At 69.9% G+C, this 17,695-nt stretch carries 11 protein-coding genes; 3 read left to right on the forward strand and 8 right to left on the reverse strand.

Features of this window, described 5'->3' with window-relative positions:
• Positions 1-109: 109 nt before the first annotated feature.
• The 8 genes from FNH04_RS14070 to FNH04_RS14105 all read right to left on the reverse strand — a co-directional run bounded on the left by FNH04_RS14070 (position 110) and on the right by FNH04_RS14105 (position 12,995).
• Complete coding sequence (locus tag FNH04_RS14070) at positions 110-1,444, reverse strand: cation:proton antiporter (protein WP_152784027.1); 1,335 nt, start codon at positions 1,442-1,444, stop codon at positions 110-112.
• Between the two features lie 142 nt (positions 1,445-1,586).
• Positions 1,587-3,191, reverse strand: coding sequence for a carboxylesterase/lipase family protein (locus FNH04_RS14075; protein ID WP_152784029.1), 1,605 nt, complete (start codon positions 3,189-3,191; stop codon positions 1,587-1,589).
• Positions 3,192-3,284: 93 nt separating this feature from the next.
• Positions 3,285-4,550, reverse strand: coding sequence for an alginate lyase family protein (locus FNH04_RS14080; protein WP_152784031.1), 1,266 nt, complete (start codon positions 4,548-4,550; stop codon positions 3,285-3,287).
• Between the two features lie 33 nt (positions 4,551-4,583).
• The gene (locus tag FNH04_RS14085) at positions 4,584-7,913 is read right to left on the reverse strand and encodes an alginate lyase family protein (RefSeq protein WP_322723032.1); all 3,330 of its coding nucleotides are present in this window, start codon (positions 7,911-7,913) and stop codon (positions 4,584-4,586) included.
• A 26-nt stretch (positions 7,914-7,939) separates the two neighbouring features.
• A complete protein-coding gene (locus FNH04_RS14090) occupies positions 7,940-9,724 on the reverse strand; it encodes an Ig domain-containing protein (RefSeq protein WP_152784033.1) in 1,785 nt (594 codons plus the stop codon).
• A 57-nt stretch (positions 9,725-9,781) separates the two neighbouring features.
• Positions 9,782-10,654, reverse strand: a complete 873-nt coding sequence (locus tag FNH04_RS14095; RefSeq protein WP_322723033.1) for a carbohydrate ABC transporter permease — start codon at positions 10,652-10,654, stop codon at positions 9,782-9,784.
• The gene (locus FNH04_RS14100; RefSeq protein ID WP_152784035.1) at positions 10,651-11,649 is read right to left on the reverse strand and encodes a carbohydrate ABC transporter permease; all 999 of its coding nucleotides are present in this window, start codon (positions 11,647-11,649) and stop codon (positions 10,651-10,653) included. Before FNH04_RS14100 ends, FNH04_RS14095 begins: the two co-directional genes overlap by 4 nt.
• On the reverse strand, positions 11,646-12,995 hold the full coding sequence (locus tag FNH04_RS14105) for an extracellular solute-binding protein (RefSeq protein WP_152784037.1): 1,350 nt from the start codon (positions 12,993-12,995) through the stop codon (positions 11,646-11,648). Before FNH04_RS14105 ends, FNH04_RS14100 begins: the two co-directional genes overlap by 4 nt.
• Before the next feature lie 688 nt (positions 12,996-13,683).
• Here FNH04_RS14105 and FNH04_RS14110 point away from each other — a divergent pair.
• The 3 genes from FNH04_RS14110 (at position 13,684) to FNH04_RS14120 (ending at position 17,689) form a co-directional block, all read left to right on the forward strand.
• Entirely contained in the window at positions 13,684-14,697 is a 1,014-nt protein-coding gene (locus FNH04_RS14110; protein WP_152784038.1) for a hydroxyacid dehydrogenase, read from the forward strand.
• Between the two features lie 184 nt (positions 14,698-14,881).
• Positions 14,882-15,970, forward strand: a complete 1,089-nt coding sequence (locus FNH04_RS14115; RefSeq protein WP_322723034.1) for a LacI family DNA-binding transcriptional regulator — start codon at positions 14,882-14,884, stop codon at positions 15,968-15,970.
• A gap of 381 nt (positions 15,971-16,351) precedes the next feature.
• Entirely contained in the window at positions 16,352-17,689 is a 1,338-nt protein-coding gene (locus tag FNH04_RS14120) for an ABC transporter substrate-binding protein (RefSeq protein ID WP_152784040.1), read from the forward strand.
• The last annotated feature ends 6 nt before the right edge of the window (positions 17,690-17,695 follow it).

Genomic DNA, 17,695 nt, shown 5'->3' on the forward strand with positions numbered 1-17,695 from the left:
ACCCGGGCGACACGTCCGCCCACCCCGCCGGGCGACACGTCCGCCCGCCGCGGCCCGGTCCGCGATCACCGCGGGCCGGGCCCGGCGAAACGGGCTTCAGCAACGGGCTCTACGACACCTGGGGCCGCAGCTCCCCCTCGGGCTTGCGCTGCTCGACAGGGCCTTCGCTGGCGAGCAGCGGCCACCCCTTGCGCAGTACGAACTCCAGCCAGACGCCGCAGGCCTGGCTGGTCAGCACCGCGGTGAGGACCAGCGTGGTGAAGAAGGGCGCGTTGATGATGCCGGCGTCGAACGCGACGCTCGCCAGCACGATCCCGGGCCCGCCCCGGGCGTTGCACGTCATGGCCAGGTTGACGATGTCGAGGCCCCGGAAGCCGGCCAGCCTGGCCGCCAGCCCCGTCGAGAGCAGCACCGCCGCCGAGGAACCGAGCAGGAACCCGATCACCATGAGCGGTGAGAAGCCTCTGGTGAAGTCCAGCCGGTAGCCGACGATGGCGAAGTAGACCGGTATGAACACCGCCCCGGCGACACGGTTGATCGAGTCCAGCGGAGCCTCGAGGCGCTGGTGCTCGGTGCCCCTCATCCCGCCGACGATCCCGAACCCGGCGAGGAAGGCGGCGAAGGCCGGTGTGACGTCCAGCAGCGCGGCCGCGCTCACATAGCCGAGGACGACCATCATGATCCAGGCGATCGGCGTGTGCCTGGCGACGATGTTCCAGCGGGCACGGCTGAGCCACCGGAGGATCACGGGCAGCACGGTCATGGCGAGCAGCACGTACAGGGCATTGATGACGACGTGCGCGGACACCGTCCCCGCCAGCGCGCCCCCCGCGGCCGTCACGGTGGCGGAGGCGATCGCGGTGGCGAGTGCGAGCACGCCCCAGAGCACGATGTCCTCCAGGACGGCGGCGCCCAGCATGAGGCTGGCGAACCGGGTGTGGAGGATGCCCAGATCGTAGAAGATCTTGGTGATGACGGGGATCGAGGTGACCGCCGCCGCGGTGGCGAACACCAGGGCCACGGCGGGTTCGCTGCCCGCGTCGCCCATGAACGCTTCCAGAGGAAGCAGTGGCGCGAGGAACAGCGCGAGGAAGAACGGCAGCGGAGTTCCGAGACAGAGGATCCACGCGGTCGGTTTTCGGTTCTCCTTACCCAGTACATTCCGCACACTCGCGCCGGATACGAACATGAGTAGCAACAATCCGAGGTGGTAGAAGAAATCCAGGACCACCGCGGCCGGGCTCCTGTCGCCGCCCCCGAAGATCTGCGCGGCGAAATGGGGCGCCAGCAGTCCGAGCAACGAAGGACCGAGCAATATGCCGGCCAGTATCTCCCCCACGACTTTCGGCTGGCGCAGCGTCGCCGCCAGCTGTCCGAAAAGATTGGCGCCCGCTATCAGCAGCAGCAACGCCAACAACAATGAGCCCAAGGCTTCCGTGGACATACACTCCCCTACAGAATGTCCCGCACCGGTTACGCACCGTTTCGGAAATTGCCGCACAGCGGCTGTTGAAACAGCGCTTTGCCAACTCGGGACAAAGAAGGGAAATCAGGGTGAAGTCACGGTCGCAGCGTTGGCCGTGGGGTCAGCGAGGTGAGCGGCGGACGGAGTTCGAGAACAGTTTCCGGCTCTGCTTTTTACTCGACGGAGGAATTCGGCGGCCGGACGGGGGCGTGCCGCCCGCGATGCCTGGCCGGCTTCCGGCGTCGGCCTCCCAGAGAGCGAGCTGCCGGTCGTAGGGGCCGTGGACGACCTGTGGTCCGTCCGGTGCGGGGGCGTCGAAGATCCGTACCGGGTGCGAGGGGTCCCAGGCCGGCCAGCCGGGGTCCCCGTCCACCGCGAACCGCACCCACGCCCTGTGCATCGCGTCGGCGAGCTCCTTCGGGGTGCCCTCGCCCGCGAGCTTCACCGACGCGGGGGCCTCGCCGGTCTCGAAGACGAAGCCCAGCTCCAGGGCGTGGCAGGCACCGAGCCCGGGCACCTTGGAGGGCCAGGCGAACTCGTAGACGTACGAGGGGGCGTCCGCCGGGCGGGCGTCGGCCAGCCGGTGCAGCGGGACGCGGAGCAGATGGTCCGTGACGAGTTGGCCGACGAGCTCGGCGGTACCGGCGTCCGGGTGGAGCTCGCGGTAGCCGCGGGTGATCTCGGGGCCGCAGTGGCAGCGGGCGCGGGCCCCGGCCAGGGCGACCGCGCCGAGCCGGTCGACGCGCTCCAGGAGCCCGCCCGGGACGAGCCACAGCCGGTGCTCCTCGCTGGTCCAGCCCATGAGCAGGCCGACGTCGTGGGCGGCGCCGTCCTCGACGAGGGCCTGGAGGGGATCGTGCGGCACGAGGTCGCCGTCGACGACGATGCCGAAGGAGGGGCCGCCGAGCACCGGGCCGCTGAGCCTGCTGACCTCGGCCTGGGCCTCGGCCAGGGCGGCGCGGTCCACCTCCGCGAAGGCGGCGGCGGTCGCGGGCACCTTCAGCCGGGCCGCCATCCGGCGCACCATGCGCCGTACCTTGTCGCGGTCGGCGGCCTCGGGCGGCCCGCTCTGCAGGACGGCCCGGCGGAACAGTCCCCGGGCGCGCGGAGCGGCCAGCAGCGCGCCGATGCTGATGGCACCGGCGGACTGGCCGAAGACGGTGACGCGGTCCGGGTCACCGCCGAACCCCGCGATCGCGTCCCGCACCCACTCCAGGGCGGCCAGCTGGTCGCGCAGACCGGGGTTGGCCGGGGCGTCGGGGAAGAGGCCGTACCCCTCCACGCCCAGCCGGTAGTTCACGGACACCAGGACGACCCCGTCGCGGGCGAAGGCGTGGCCGTCGTAGACGGGGACGGCGGAGGAGCCCCGGGTGAGCGCGCCGCCGTGGATCCACACCATGACCGGGAGCCGGGCCCCCGGGCCCGGCTCCGGCGTCCACACATTGAGGTTGAGGCAGTCGTCACCCGGCACGACCGGGTCGGACAGGACCCGCGCGAAGGCCTCCGAGTAGGGCGGCTTGGGCGCCGTCGGCCCGAACGCGAGCGCGTCGCGGACGCCCTCCCAGGGCTCGGGAGGCACGGGCGGCCGGAACCGGTGGGCGCCGAAGGGCGGCGCGGCGTACGGGATGCCCCTGAAGACGGCGATCCCGCGTTCGTACGTGCCGCGGACATCCCCGTACGGCGTTCCGGCCACGGGCCCTGTCCGGTCTTCCGCCCTTGCCTTCATACGCCCACCAGCTCCTCGCGCCCGTGAACCGTCGTTCAGGTCAGAGCATCGCACCACCTCCGGTTATTCCGGCCGCCTGTCACCGACGGGCGGCTATTTGGCGTACATCAGCGTGCCGAAGCCCAGCTGGTCGAATCCGCCGCTGGTCGTGCCGTAGTCGCCGCCACCGCCCTCGGGGGCGACCGAGAAGCACATCTGCGAGATGTACCTGTCGTCGAGGTACAGGCGCCGGTTGTAGTGGTAGTGGAGCATGGCCCACACCGGGCGGGCCTGGCCACGGGAGCCGGAGCCGATCACCGTCTGTGACTGCTGGGCGCAGTTCGTCCCGGTGCCCCAGGTGTAGGTGGTGTAGGGCACGTTCATGCCCAGGTTGTACTTGGCGACGTACTGGGCGGCCTTCATGAAACGGCGGCCGTCGTACGAGTACAGGTCGTCGCCCTGGTTCCAGGCCATCTCGCAGATCGCGCCCATCTGGCCCATGCCCATGACGGTGTGGCCCTGGTCGCGGCCGGACTCCTGCCACTGGCCGAGGTCGTAGCCCTCGACGTTCGCGTACAGGAACGGTACGGCCTTCTTGATGGAGCCGTTGCCCGCGCCGGTCTTGAAGTAGTTGACGGCCTGGTCGTACTTGGCGCCGTCGTCGCACAGGATGCCGATGGCCATGACCGAGGCCATGTTGCACAGGTCCCAGTTGGCCCAGTAGTTGGTGATGCAGGCGCCGTTGTGGTTGGTGAGGAACTGGTTGTTGAGCGGGTAGAAGACGTTGAGCATCATCCGCTGGAAGCGGGCGAGGTCGAAGCCCGCGTAACCGCGCATGAGCTCGGCGGCGTTGGCGAACTGCCAGCCGTAGATCCCCGCGGCGAGGAACCGGTCGGCGCTGCCCTGGATGGACGTGAGCGTGGACGACCAGGCGTTGAGGATCCGCACGGCGCAGTCGGCGTTGGCGGTGGTGCCGCCGACGCGCCAGCGCAGGGCGTTCTGGTAGGCGGCGGCGATGTCGTTGTAGAGGATCCCGTAGTTCTCCGGGTAGCCCGATCCGCGGTAGACCGTGGCCTGGGGGCGGGCGGTCCAGGTGGACTGGGAGCGGGAGTTGGCGGTCAGGCGGTTCCAGCCGGACAGCCAGGGGTCGTCGCCTGCGGCGACCCGGACCTTGGCCCGGTTGATGTCACCTCCGTTGTGCAGCATGCCGGGGTGGGTGAAGGTGGCCGGGGCCGCCTCGGCCGCGGTGCCCGTGAGGGCGGCGGCCGAGGCACCGACGGCGAGGGCTGCGGTGAGACCGCCGGCGGTCTTCAGCAGACCGCGGCGGCTCGGTTCCGTGTGTCTGTCCTGGAAATGCCCGTGGGGGGAAGTGCGGCTCATCGCTGATGCATCTCCAATCCTGTGCGGATGGATCTAGGTGGGGGTGATGCTCACCTCGCTGAATCGCGCGGTGCCGCGGGTCTGGGGGCTGCGGGAGCAGACCACCAGACCCACGTAGTAGGCGGCGTCGCCGAAGCCGGGGATCTCTCCCGCGGCGAGGGGGGTCCAGCTGACGCCGTCGTCGGTGGAGACTGCCGCGCTGAAGACGGTCCCGGTGCGCTTCAGCCGCAGCAGACAGGGGGCGGTGACCGTGGCGTTGCCCGTGAAGGCCGACCGTCCGGCCACGGTCGTGCGGAGCATGAGCTGGGCGGCGGTCCCGCCCGTGACGATGGCTCCGGCCGCCTGGTCGAACGGGGACAGGGACTTGGCCATGAGCAGCCCGACCCGGTCGGCGCTCGCCCCCTCCCGGGAGACGAGCCGTGCGGTGACCTCGCAGTCACCGGTGACCGGACGGCGTACGAACTGCCCCGTCATACCCTGGTTGTTGACGGTCAGATCGGTCCCGGCACCCCGGACGACGAAGGTCCCGTCCTCGTACGCCGTGATGCCGGGGGTCCTGACGGCCACCACACCGAGGGTCCCGAACTCCCGCTCGTCGGCGACCACGTCACCGAGGTCGCCGTACGTCCAGGGGCCGGGCGGCGGTGTGCCGACGGTGAGCCTCAGCGTGCCGGTCGCGTCACCGGCGGCGTTGCCCGCGCCGGTGGTGACGGTGAACTCTCCGGTCTCGGTGGGGGTTCCGGTGAGGACGCCGGTGCGCTGGTCGAGGCGCAGGCCGTCGGGCAGGCCGGCGGCGGTGAACCGTACGGGCTCGTGCGTGGCCCGCAGCAGGTGCCGGAAGGCGACGCCCTTGCTGGCGAACGCGATGGTCCCGGAGGTGAGTTCCGGTACCGAGGGGGTCGGCATCGTCGCGGCGGCGGGCTGCGACAGGGGGCCGCGTCCACCGCAGTTCGACTTGGCGACGGCGTAGTGGTACGTCGTGCCGGGCGCTCCCGTCGCGTCCGCGTAGCGGATACGGGTGCCGAACCCGACCGGGCCGACGCCGGTCGCGACCGTCTCGTACGGGCCGTCCGGGCCGGTGGCCCGCAGCACCTTGTACCGGGCCGCGAGGTCCGGGTCGGTCCAGGCCAGCTCCACGGCGTCGGCGCCCGCGGTCGCCCGTAGATCGGTGGCGGTGCGCCGGGGGCGCGGCATGCTCCACACCTCGCCGGTGGCCGACGAGGTCACACAGACGCTGTCGAAGGCGCCGGTGCCGGTCTCGGCGTACTCCTCGTCGACGCCGAGGCAGGAGGAGAGCGCGAGTCCCGCGTACGCGGTGCGTCCCAGCTCCACCTCCGTGGACCCGACCTCGGTCCAGCGGACGCCGTCCGGGGAGATGGCTCCGGTGCAGCGCCGGCCCTTGCGGGTGACGCGCACCCAGTACGGCATGCGCAGCCGGTAGCCGTCGCCGGCGCCCTCGACGTACGGGGCGTCGAGCGGCGTCGCCGACTCGGGCAGCGTCCCGAGACTGGAGATCGGGAACGACGCGCCGGTAGTGATGGCCTGCTGCTGGCTGGGCGGCACGGGCGTGCTGCCGGTGCCGGAGACGGGCGCGCCGGTCTCCGGGCGTACGGTCCACACACCGCTCCAGGTGTGCAGCGGCAGGCCCTGGATCAGCATCGACGCGTGCGCGGCGTCCGCGTCGAGGGAGTCGCGGAGGGTGACGCCGATCCTGGAGTACTGGGAGCTGAGCGGGAACACGATGCGCGCGGTGACGGTGCCGTCGCCGCGCAGCGGCAGGTACGCCATCCGGTACGCGTCCGCGGTACCGCCCGCCTCCAGCACGAACCGCTCCCCGTCGAAGACCGCGGACCCCGCGCGCCCGACGTGCCCGATGTCCCGGGTGGCCCAGGGTTCGGGAAGGCCGGCGGTGGCCGCCGCCCATCCGGAGCGGTCGCTCCTCCCCCGGGAGTTGGCGGCGGTGACCTTGTAGTAGTAGGTCCGTCCGGTGCGTACGTCGCTGTCGGTGTACGCCGGCTCGCCGACCCCGGAGGCGATCTCCTCGTACGGGCCGTCGGGGCCGGTGGCCCGTTGGACGGTGTACTCGTCCGCCCACGCGGACGGCAGCCAGCCGAGGGTGACGGCCGCGTCCTCGCCCACCGCCGTGACACCCGCGGGTGCCGTGGGCACGGTCGGCGAGGAGGCCTTGGTGCCGGCGTAGGCGAAGGTGCCGAAGCTCGGCAGGTCGTCGTTGCTGCCCTCGACGACGCGGGCGCCGCCCGTGCCGCGGAAGACGGCGGCCTTCGTGTACGGGGTGTCGAGGTCGCGGACGCCCGCGTAGTGGGCGTAGTACATCTCGTAGATCGGGGGCAGGTTGCCGCGAACCTTGTCGGAGACTGTCGTCTTGATGTACTTGCCGGTGCGGTCGAGGTCGGGGGTGAAGGGGACGTCGCCGCCGAGGTTGTAGCGGGCGGCGTACTCGGCGTTCGCGAGGATGCGGTTGCCGTCGAAGCCCCAGAGGTCGACGCCCTGGTTCCAGGCGACCTGCGCGGCGTCGCCCATCAGACCGATGGCGAGCTGTTCGTGGCCCTGGTCGCGGCCGCTCTCCTGGCCCTGTCCCGCATCCGTGACGACACGGTTGCGGACGCTGCCGTTGCCCGCGCCCGCCGCGGCGAACCGGAGGGCGTCCTCGAAGAGGGTGGGCTCCTCGCAGAACACGCCGATGGCCATGATCGTCTGGATGGCCGTCAGGTCCCAGTTGCCGTTGGCGTAGAGCATGTAGCCGGACACGGCCGGATACCAGACGTTCAGGAAGGACCGCTCGCAGCGCGCGATGTCGTCCCCGTCCCAGCCGTCGTAACCGCTGTGCCGCAGCAGCTCGGCCGCGTTGACGAACTTGAACGCCTGGAGTCCGGCGCCGAGCGGGCCGTCGGCCCCGGTGATCGCGGTGAGCGACTTCGACCAGGCGTTCAGGATGTCCCGGGCCTTGTCCGCGTGGGCCCGGTTGCCGGTGACGCACCACATCAGCGCGTTCTGGTAGGCGGCGGCCGAGTCGGCGACGGCCTGGTTCTGGAAGTTGGTGGGGCCGCGGCCCCAGGAGGTGATCTGGCCGGTGTTCTGGATGGTGTACGTGGACTTCGACCGGGCGTGGGCGGCGAACGTGAGGTAGCCGTCGTGGACCGGGGACTGCTGCGCGGCGACCGCGGCCTTCATCCGGTCCAGGTCCTCCTGGGAGTGGAGGAGGCCGGGGTGTCTGAACATGAACGCCGCTTCGGCGGTCTGGGCCCACGCGGCCGTGGCGGAGGCGGCGGACAGCAGTCCGGCTCCCGTCACGGCCGTGAGTCCCGCCGCGCCGAGGAACGACCGTCGGCTGAGGGAATGCACGGGTGTCTCCTGGTTCAGTGGTGCCGTCACGCGTGCTCGATGGTGAGCGTGAGGTCCTGCGTCGCGGTGCCCACGCTGTTGGTGGCCGAGACGGTGACCGTGAAGGTGCCTACGTTGTCCTGGGCGGACCCGGAGATCAGACCGGTGTCGGTGTCGATGTCCAGGCCCTTGGGCAGTCCGTCGGCGTCGAACTTCGTCGGCAGGCCGCCGGCCGTGATCAGGTGGTTGAAGACCTGGTTCTTGGTGGCCGTGGCCTGGTCCGGGCTGGTGATCTCGGGCGCGTCGCCGGAGGTGGCCTCGGTGGAGTTCAGGAACCGCAGGTTCAGCACGTGCTCGTTGGCGTACGCCGGCATCATGTCCGTGAACTTGTACCAGCCGGGCTTCTTCATCCCGTTGCCGATGAACTTGCCGTTGATGACGAGGTTCTGGAACGTGACGTCCTTGATGGCGTGGTCCGCGTCGTAGCCGACCATGAGGGACGGGTTGGCACGCGTCCCGGTGTACGTCAGGTTCCGGATGAAGACCCCGTCGATGCCCCGTCCGACGGAGGTGTTGTACGTCTTGTTGTACATGACCCGCATGTTGATCAGCTGACCCCAGCGGAAGTCGTCCACCCGGATGTTCTGGGCGCGGACGTTGCGTATCAGGTTGCTGTCGCCGGGGTTGAGCGCGATGCAGCCCTGGTAGTCCATCTGGGGCTCGCGGTGGTCGAGGATGTCGATGTTGCTGAAGACGAGGTTCTCGATGGTCTCCGGCTCGTCGGTGTTCCCGTGCGTGCCGACGTTGATCGGGTGCGCGACGTCCGCCCAGAGGGTGGAGTCGCGGACGGTGACGTTGCGGACGTCGCCGTAGTAGTCCCAGCGGTGGGCGTAGATCGCGACGCAGTCGTCGGAGTTGCGCATCCAGACGCCCTCGATGAGGACGTCCTCGCTGCAGAAGACGTCGATGCCGTCGCCCCACTGGCCGTGGCTGTAGGAGTGCAGGTTGCGGACGGTGACCTGCTTCGACTGGCCGATGGTGCACGCGTAGCCGCTGCTCGGGTTGAGCACCATGATGCCGTCGATCTCGATGTTCCTGGAGTACTGGAGCAGGACGCCGCTCGGCGAGTTGTACAGCACGCCACGGCCGGTCAGCCGGGCGTTCTCGACGTTGACGAACTCCACCCGGGAGGTCAGCACCGCGCCGCCGGCCAGGTAGACCGTCTTGCCGCTGGGCACCTTGACCACGTTGTCCGTGGTCCTGTGCAGACCGGGGCCGAAGTAGATGACATCGGGGTCGTCGGGGTCGGGCGCGTTCGTCTCGATCGGGTTGGCGTGCAGCTGCAGATTGTTGAAGAGGTCGCCGTCGACCTCGATGGAGAGGTTGCGCGGCTCGGTGAGGGTGAAGCTCACCGAGGCACCGTCCACCGTGAACTCGGTGTCGTACGACAGGGGGCGGATCCGCGCGGTGCCGATGGTGCCCTTGGAGGAGGTGACGACGACCTCGACGGTGCCCTTGAAGTCGAAGGTGGCGACGGAGGAGTTGAACACCGGGCCGCTGCCCGTGTTCGCGTCGATCTGCTTCGCTCTGGCGCGGTAGACGGGCACCGTCCGCCATTCGCCCCCCGGCGTACGGGCCTTGACGGTGTAGCTCGAGTTGGTCGGGACCCCGCTCGGGATGGGGTACACCACGAGCTTGTCGGCCGACGCCGGGGAGTCGTCCGCGCGCGCGGTACCGGCCGCCGCGCCGATCAGGGAGTAGGCGGCTGCGGCGGCGCCCGCGGCCTGCAGGACGGTGCGCCGGGTCAGGCCGGTGCCCGGGATGTCGTTCATGGAGAGGTTCCTTCAGCCAAGGGGGAGATGAGAGAGGCAGCGGGGGCGGGGCGAGGCCTACTTGAGCCCGGAAGTGGACATCCCGGCGACGAATCCGCGCTGGGCGACGAGGAAGATCAGCAGGATCGGGACGACGTACATCACGGAGGCGGCGGCCTGGAGTTCGGGCACGGGCTGCCCCGCCGGCGTGTTGTAGGCGGACATGATGGCGACGGCCAGCGTGGTGCGGTCACTGGACAGCAGCAGCTGCGGGGCGATGTAGTCCCCCCAGGTCCAGGTGAAGGCGATGATGAAGCTCGCGGAGACGACCGGCCAGGACTGGGGCAGGAAGATCCGCCAGAACATCCGGGTGTAGCCGCAGCCGTCGACGATCGCCGCCTCCTCCAGCTCGCGCGGCAGGCCGGCGAAGAACTGCCGGAAGAGGAAGACCAGGTACGGCGCGGAGGACAGGCCCCACAGCACCCACGGCCAGTACGTGTCGACCATCCCCAGCTCGGCGAAGATCAGGTAGGTCGGCAGCAGGGTGACGAGCTGCGGCAGCATCATCGAGCCGAGCAGGACGCCGAACAGCGTCTTCTTGCCGGGTGCGTTCAGACGGGCGAAGCCGAAGCCGACCCAGGCCGAGCTGAGCGTGACGAGGGTGGCGTAGACGAGGGCGATGACGAGGGAGTTGCGGGCGTAGCCGAGGAAGTCGATCTGGTGGAAGGCGTCGGTGAAGTTGTGCCACTGGATGTGCTCGGGCAGCCAGCGGACCGGGGAGGAGGCGAGTTCGGCCTGGGTCTTGAGCCCGGAGACCACCAGCCAGCCGAAGGGGCCGAGGAACAGCCCGGTGATCACGACGAGGACCGTGTAGAGGACCAGGCGGTTGACGCGCACCTTCACACCGGCCGCGGACGCCGAGGACTTGGGGGACGGACTGGTGGCGGTCACTTCTTCGCCTCCGGGTCGACGTTGTAGAACACCGCGCCGGACGTGAACCTGAAGATGAGGCCGGTCACGACGAGGATCAGGACGAAGAGCACCCACAGCAGTGCGGAGGCGTAGCCGTAGCGGCCGATCGCGAAGTACTGCGCGAACACGTGCATCATGTACAGGTAGTTGGACTGGGGGACCAGGGTGACGCCGGCCGTGGTCCCGTCCGGGGCCAGCAGCAGCGGCATGATGGTCTGCACCGAGGCGATCACTCCGGTCACCGTCTGGAAGAGCAGCACGGGGGACAGCAGCGGCACGGTGATGCTGCGGAAGGTCCGCCAGGCGCTCGCGCCGTCGACGCGGGCCGCCTCGTGCAGTTCCCGGGGCACGTCCTGGAGCCCCGCCAGCGAGATGATCATGATGTTTCCGGCGGTCCACAGGACCGTCATCAGCAGCACGTAACGGGCGTAGGGATCGGCGAGCCAGCCGAGGGCGTCGATGCCGAACAGGTTCAGCACGCCGTTGGCGGCACCGGAGTTCTGGTCGAAGAGCTGCTTGAACGCCAGGCCCGCGCCCACCGGCGGCACCACGGCCGGGAGGTAGAGCAGGGTGCGGAACAGTCCGCGCGCCCTGAGCGGCCGGTTGACCAGGACCGCGAGGGCGAGCCCCGCGAGGATCGACAGCGGCACCGAGGTCACCGCGAACAGACCGGCACGTCCCAGGGCGTCCCAGGTGACCGGGTCGGACAGCAGCTCGCGGTAGTTGTCGAGCCCGACGAACCGCCAGTTGGGCGACAGGCCGTCGAAGGTGGTGAGGCTCAGCCACAGCGCGTACGCCATGGGGGCGATCGTCAGCAGCAGGAACCCGATGATCCAGGGCGAGGTGAACATGTAGAACGCCCGGTGCCTGCGCGCGGTCATGGAGACCCTCGGCCGGTTCGCGGCACGGGCCGGGGCCACGCTCGCGGTCGGGTCCGGCCGCTCGGCCACGGAGGTGATCTGCTCGGTTGTCATCCCACCTGCTCCTTACCGCGCTCGAGCTGCTCGTTCATGGCGGAGTTGAGGCGTCCGGCGAGGGTGTCGACGGATATCCCGCCCGTCATCGCCGCCGGGGCCACCTGGTTGAAGAGGGCGTCGAGCGCGTCAGCGGTGGCGTACGGCGTGAAGCTGATCACCGAGAAATGCCTCAGCTCGGCGTCCTGCACCTGGAGCGTCCGCTTCTGGTACTCCTGCTGGGCCGGCATGAGCGGGCGCAGCGACTTCAGGGTCGGGATGCCCCAGCCGCCGGACGCGCGTGCCCTGGCCGGTGCCTCGCCGAAGAACCACTCGAAGACCCGCCATGCGGCGTCCTTGTGCCGTGCCTTCTTCGGCATCCACAGGCCGGTGCCGCTCTGGCAGGGACTGATCCGCGGGCCCTGCCCGAAGACCGGGGCGGGGGCGAGGCGTGACACCTTCGCCAGCTTCCTGTCGGTGCCGATCATGCCGCCGAGCCAGTAGCCGGAGTTCGACATGGCCATCCGGCTCGCCTGGTAGGTGGGCCCGTCCCAGGCGTTCGGGTCGGGCTGGATGGGACTCGGCCCGACCTTGGTCCTGCAGTACTCGATGTACCAGCCCAGCGCCTTGCGGGCCTCGGGCGTGGTGAAGTCGACGCGGGAGTAGTCGTCGGTGAAGAGGCTGCCGCCGGCCGCCGCCGTCAGGGAGGCGAGGAGGCTCGACTTCATCAGGCCGTTGTAGCTGCCGCCGAAGACGGTCGTCTGGCCGTTCCTGCGCCGGGTGAGGCGCTTCGCGTTCTCCAGCCACTCCTCGTAGGTGACCGGTTCGGTCTCCGGCGGGTAGTCGACACCCGCCTTGTCGAAGAGCGAGGTGTTGTACCAGTACATGGAGTCCTGGGAGAAGTCCTTCGCCATGCCGTACCGCGGCCCCTTGCCCTGGGTCCTGCCGTCGTAGCGCCACAGGTCATTGACCGGGTCCAGGTCGGCGGGCCTGAGGACGGTGCTCCTGGCGAAGTACGGATCCAGGTCCTCCATCAGGTCCCGCGCCGCGAAGTACGGTGCGTCGACGGCACCGGCGCCGCGCACCAGGTCGGGCGGGCTGCCGGTGGTCATCATCGCGATCAGCTTGGTGATGTCGTACTTCACCAGGATGATCTTGATGCCCAGGTCCTTCCGGGCCTGTTTGACGTCGTCCGGGGTGATCTCCCCGGGCTTGACCATCACCGTGACGGTCTGACCGGAGCCGCTGACTCCGGTGGACACCTGCAGCGCGCAGCCGCTGAGCGCCGTCGCGCCGGCCACGGCGCCGCCGGCCGACAGCGCGAGGAACCGGCGGCGAGTGGGGGGATCACCGGCGTGGGAGCGCATGAACGCCTCACCTTCTGCCTGAGGGGAACCGGGGTGGCGTGGGGGGTTCCGGGAACCGTGGGGAGATCACAGCTCGGATGGTGTGAGTAACAGGTAGGAACCGTTTGCTAAGTCGAGTGGCCAGAGCTTCTTCCTGTCCGCAAAGCACGTCAAGGGGCCGCGCGAACTTTCGAAAAGTCCGGTGGCCCTCCACACCGCACACCACCCCGCCCGCACGCAGGTCCTCGAACCGCGCCACACCCACGCTGAGCTGGGCAGTCACCCGTGTTGTCCGGGGTGGGGCCTCACGACTCGCCCACTCCGGACACCACGGGTGGCGGAGCACCTCGTCGCCACCCGCGAAGCCGGATGGACAGGCACGGACGGGAACGGTGGGCAACCGGGCACGCGCTCCGGCCTCCGCCGCCGGAACCCGGAGAGGCCAGGAAATTCCTCACGGCGCCCGGCCGCGATCCGCGGCCCCGGCAGTCCCGCCCCTCGGCCGCCCAAGACGGGCACGCGTTGGCGAATCGCCGCCGACCACCGCTTCGACCAGGTTGTTCGACGTCGCTCGACCCCCCATGCCGTATCGAAAGTTTCCCGACGCGGCGGCCAGTCCCACCGATTGACCGTCTCCGGAGCGAGATTTACGGTAGAAGGCGCTTTCAGAAAATGTTTCTTGCCCACCCCCCTCCCCCTCAGGAGAGTCATGCACAGCGCCCAGCTGCCGAGGGCCGTGTTCGCCATGGATCCCGTGCACCTCCCCCTCCTCTTCCCCGACCCGCTCATGGCGCGGCTGCGGCGGACCGCCCGGATCGACCCCTCGCTCGTCGTACGGGACCTCACCGCCCCCTCCGCCGCCTCGGCGCTGGCCCGCGCCGAGGTACTGATCACCGGCTGGGGCTGCCCTCACCTCGACGCGGGCGCCCTGAACGCGGCACCGGGACTCCGCGCCGTCCTGCACGCGGCGGGCTCCGTCCGCTCGCTGGTCGGCGACGCCCTGTGGGAACGCGGGATCACCGTCTCCAGCGCGGTCACCGGCAACGCGCTGCCCGTCGCGGAGTACACGCTCGCCATGATCCTGCTGACCGGGAAGGACACCTTCGCGCACCGCGAGCGCTACCGCGCCACGCACGCGTACCCCACCCCGGCCGAGACGGCGACGACCGGCAATCTGGGCCGCCGGATCGGGATCATCGGCGCCTCGCGCGTAGGCCGCCGGCTCCTCGACCTGCTGCGGCCGTACGACTTCGAGGTCCTCCTCCACGACCCCTACGTGGACGCCGCCGAGGCCGTGGCGCTCGGCGCCCGCCCGGTGTCCCTGGAGGACCTGCTGCGCCGCAGCGACATCGTCAGCCTGCACGCCCCCGACATCCCCGAGACCTACCGCATGCTCGACCGCGACCGGCTCGCGCTCATCCGGGACGGCGGCGTACTGATCAACACCTCGCGGGGTGCGCTCGTCGACCACGACGCCCTCACCGACGAGCTGCTCTCCCGTCGGCTGAGCGCGGTCCTCGACGTCACCGACCCCGAGCCGCTGCCCGCCGCCTCCCCGCTGTACGGGCTCCCCAACGTCTTCCTCACCCCGCACATCGCGGGCTCGCTCGGCAACGAGCTGGAGCGGCTCGGCCGTATCGTCGTGGACGAGCTCGAACGCCTGGCCGCGGGGCTGCCGCTCGGGCACGAGGTACGTCACGCCGACCTGACCCGGGTCGCCTGATGACGCGTACGACGGCCCGCTCGCCCGCGGGGCGCCGCAGCCGCCGCCCGGGCCGCCGGCCACAAGCCCCACGAGCCGTCCGGCCAGGAGTAACCATGGGATACGGTTTCGCCACCGGCGGGGGACGGGAACGGGGACCCGGCTCCCGCGGTGATCGGGCCACGACGGTGAAGGAGCCGCAACGGTGAGTCAGCGCAAGGCGGACGGTGACGCCGGACGGGCGACCATCCGCGACGTCGCGGAACGCGCGGGCGTCTCCGTGGCGAGTGTGTCCCGCGTCCTGTCGGGCAACTACCCCGTCTCGGACGAACTGCGCCGCCGGGTGATGAAGGTCGTCCGGGACCTGGACTACGTCACCAACGCACATGCCCGGTCGCTCGCAGGCGGCGGCACCCCGACGGTGGCCATCCTCCTCAACAACATCACCGGCGCCGCCTTCGCCCATGTGGCCAAGGGCGTCGAGGGCGCCGCCACACTGCGCGGCTGGCTGTCACTGGTCGGCACCACCGGCGACGACCCCGAGCGGGAGCTCGCCCTGGTCAACCTGATGCGCCAGCAGGGCGTCGCCGCGGTGATCCTGCTCGGCGGCGCGTACGACTACGACGAGTACCAGCTGCGGATGGCCCGCTTCGCCCGCTCCCTGGACGCCGCCGGTTCCCATCTCGTCCTGGTCGGCAGGCCGCCGCTGGAGGGCGACGTACCGGCGACGACGGTCGACTACGACAACGAGAGCGGCGCCTACGCGATGGCCAGCCATCTGCTGTCCGCCGGTCACCGCAGGGTCCTGGTGCTGCCGGGACATGCCGAGCTCACCACGGCCCAGGGCCGGCTGAGGGGCGCCCGACGGGCCTTCGAGGCGTACGGCGTGCCCTTCGACCCGGGCATGGTGCGCCACGGCCCGTACGACTACGAGCACGGGTACGAGGCCGTCGAGACGAGTCTGCGCGAGGGCCTGGACTTCACGGCGGTGCTCGCCGGGACCGACGTGGTCGCCGCGGGCGCCATGCAGGCCCTGCGCGCGGCCGGGCTGCGGGTGCCGGAGGACGTGTCGATCGTCGGCTACGACGACATCCCGCTGGCCTCCCAGCTCACCCCGCAACTGACCACGGTGCACGTGCCGTACGAGGAGATGGGCAGGGTCGCGCTGCGAGCCGTCGCCGACCGGCGGGAGGGCGGGGCGGGCCGGCGCAGGAGCGCGGACGGCGAGCACCTGGTGCTGGGCACCCATGTCGTCGTACGGAACTCCGTACGACCGCCCGCGCTGCGCGACTGATGGCCAGTGCGAGAGATCGTTTCGTAAACGGTTTCTCGAGGTTTTTCAGTTGCTCCACAGGGCAGTCGGGGATCTCCGCGGGCCCCCTTCCCGGGTCCCGCAAAGGTCTCTTGACCTGCTCGAATTCTCTACACAAGAGCGCCGGTCGCTCCGCGTCGGGACGTCACCCGTCGGACAAGCCGGCGTAACAAATTGACGCGCACCTCTTGCTATGAGCACGCGCGTCGGTCTACCTTCCCAGCAACCGCTTACTACAGCTTCTGCTTGGCCGGTCCCCCGCAACCGCGAGCCGACGGATTACGGCCGCCGTTCCTGGCCAGCACTCCCCCAGAGCCGCCGTCCTCGTTCTGAGACGCCTGAATTCCGAAGGATCACGGTCAGATGAACTTCACCAACCCCCGGAGAAGGTTCGCTCGCGCCGCTGTCGCGGGCCTCGCGCTGACAGGTCTGCTCTCCGCTTGCGGAGGCTCCGACACCGATGACTCCGGGTCCAAGTCCTCCGGTCCGGTCACCCTGGACTTCTGGGGCTGGGCGAACGGCCAGGAGGCCGTCGTCAAGGCGTTCAACGCCTCCCACAAGGACGTCAAGCTGAAGTACACCAAGGTCACCGACCAGCTGACCATGCAGAAGCAGCTGACGAACGCCGTCAAGGCCGAGAACGCGCCCTGCCTGCTGCAGAACACCGGCGAGTACGTCACCAGCTGGGTCTCGCAGGGCGCGCTCGCCGACATCACCGAGTACGTCGAGTCCAGCAAGGACAAGTTCAACCCCGGTTCGTGGGCGGTCGGCCAGGTCCAGGGCAAGATCTACGGCGTCCCGACCGCCTCGGCGCCCGCCTTCACGATCTACCGCACCGACATCTTCAAGAAGTACGGCCTGGAGGCGCCCAAGACCTGGGACGACTTCATCGCCGCGGGCAAGGTGCTGAAGAAGCACGACATCAAGCTCACCAACTACGCCGGAGAGGACCCGAGCACCCTGGAGGTGCTCTCGATGCAGGCCGGGGCGAACTGGTACTCCGTCGAGGGGGACTCCTGGGTGGTGAACTTCCAGGACGAGGGCACCCTGAAGGCCGCGAAGGTGATCCAGGAGATCATCGACAACGACCTGAACGCCAAGCTGTCCTTCGCCGACTACGCGGCCGTGCAGCGCAGCTTCGACACCGGCGCCACCGCGACCCGGCAGATCTCCACCTGGCAGATGTCCGGCATGGTGCAGAACTTCACCAAGTCCTTCGGCAAGTGGGCGCTCGCCCCGTGGCCGGCCTTCAAGGGCGAGGCGGCCCAGACCCCGGCGGGCACCAACCAGAGCGGCAACCTGACGCTGGTGTCCGAGCAGTGCAAGTACAAGGAGCAGGCCGCCGAGGCGGCGCTGTGGATGTCGACCGACTCCGGTGCGGTCAAGACCATGGCGAGCCCGGAGACCGGCAGTGGTGTGATGCCGGCCCTGGCCGACAGTGAGTCGTACGTCTCCGAGGCGATCTCCGAGAAGCTGCTCGGCAAGAACTACGAGCCGGCCAAGACGATCGTGACGGACAGCCTGGGCACCATCCGGACCGGCTGGACCTTCGGCCCGAACTGGACCGCGATGTTCACGGAGATGCAGGACGAGTGGGCCAAGGTCGTCAGCAAGGAGCAGAAGGTCACCGATCTCCTGGCGCACATGCAGACGTGGACGGTCAACGACCTGAAGCAGCGCGGCATCAACGTCAAGGGCTGAGGCAGA

The organism is Streptomyces phyllanthi, from assembly GCF_009377205.1.
Lineage (GTDB): Bacteria > Actinomycetota > Actinomycetes > Streptomycetales > Streptomycetaceae > Streptomyces > Streptomyces phyllanthi.

What these genes read in the sequence shown, in the direction of transcription:
- FNH04_RS14105 (WP_152784037.1), bottom strand. Translation starts at nt 12,995, where the DNA reads ATGCGCTCCCACGCCGGTGATCCCCCCACTCGCCGCCGGTTCCTCGCG.
- FNH04_RS14100 (WP_152784035.1), bottom strand. Translation starts at nt 11,649, where the DNA reads ATGACAACCGAGCAGATCACCTCCGTGGCCGAGCGGCCGGACCCGACC.
- FNH04_RS14070 (WP_152784027.1), bottom strand. Translation starts at nt 1,444, where the DNA reads ATGTCCACGGAAGCCTTGGGCTCATTGTTGTTGGCGTTGCTGCTGCTG.
- FNH04_RS14090 (WP_152784033.1), bottom strand. Translation starts at nt 9,724, where the DNA reads ATGAACGACATCCCGGGCACCGGCCTGACCCGGCGCACCGTCCTGCAG.
- FNH04_RS14110 (WP_152784038.1), top strand. Translation starts at nt 13,684, where the DNA reads ATGCACAGCGCCCAGCTGCCGAGGGCCGTGTTCGCCATGGATCCCGTG.
- FNH04_RS14080 (WP_152784031.1), bottom strand. Translation starts at nt 4,550, where the DNA reads ATGAGCCGCACTTCCCCCCACGGGCATTTCCAGGACAGACACACGGAA.
- FNH04_RS14120 (WP_152784040.1), top strand. Translation starts at nt 16,352, where the DNA reads ATGAACTTCACCAACCCCCGGAGAAGGTTCGCTCGCGCCGCTGTCGCG.
- FNH04_RS14075 (WP_152784029.1), bottom strand. Translation starts at nt 3,191, where the DNA reads ATGAAGGCAAGGGCGGAAGACCGGACAGGGCCCGTGGCCGGAACGCCG.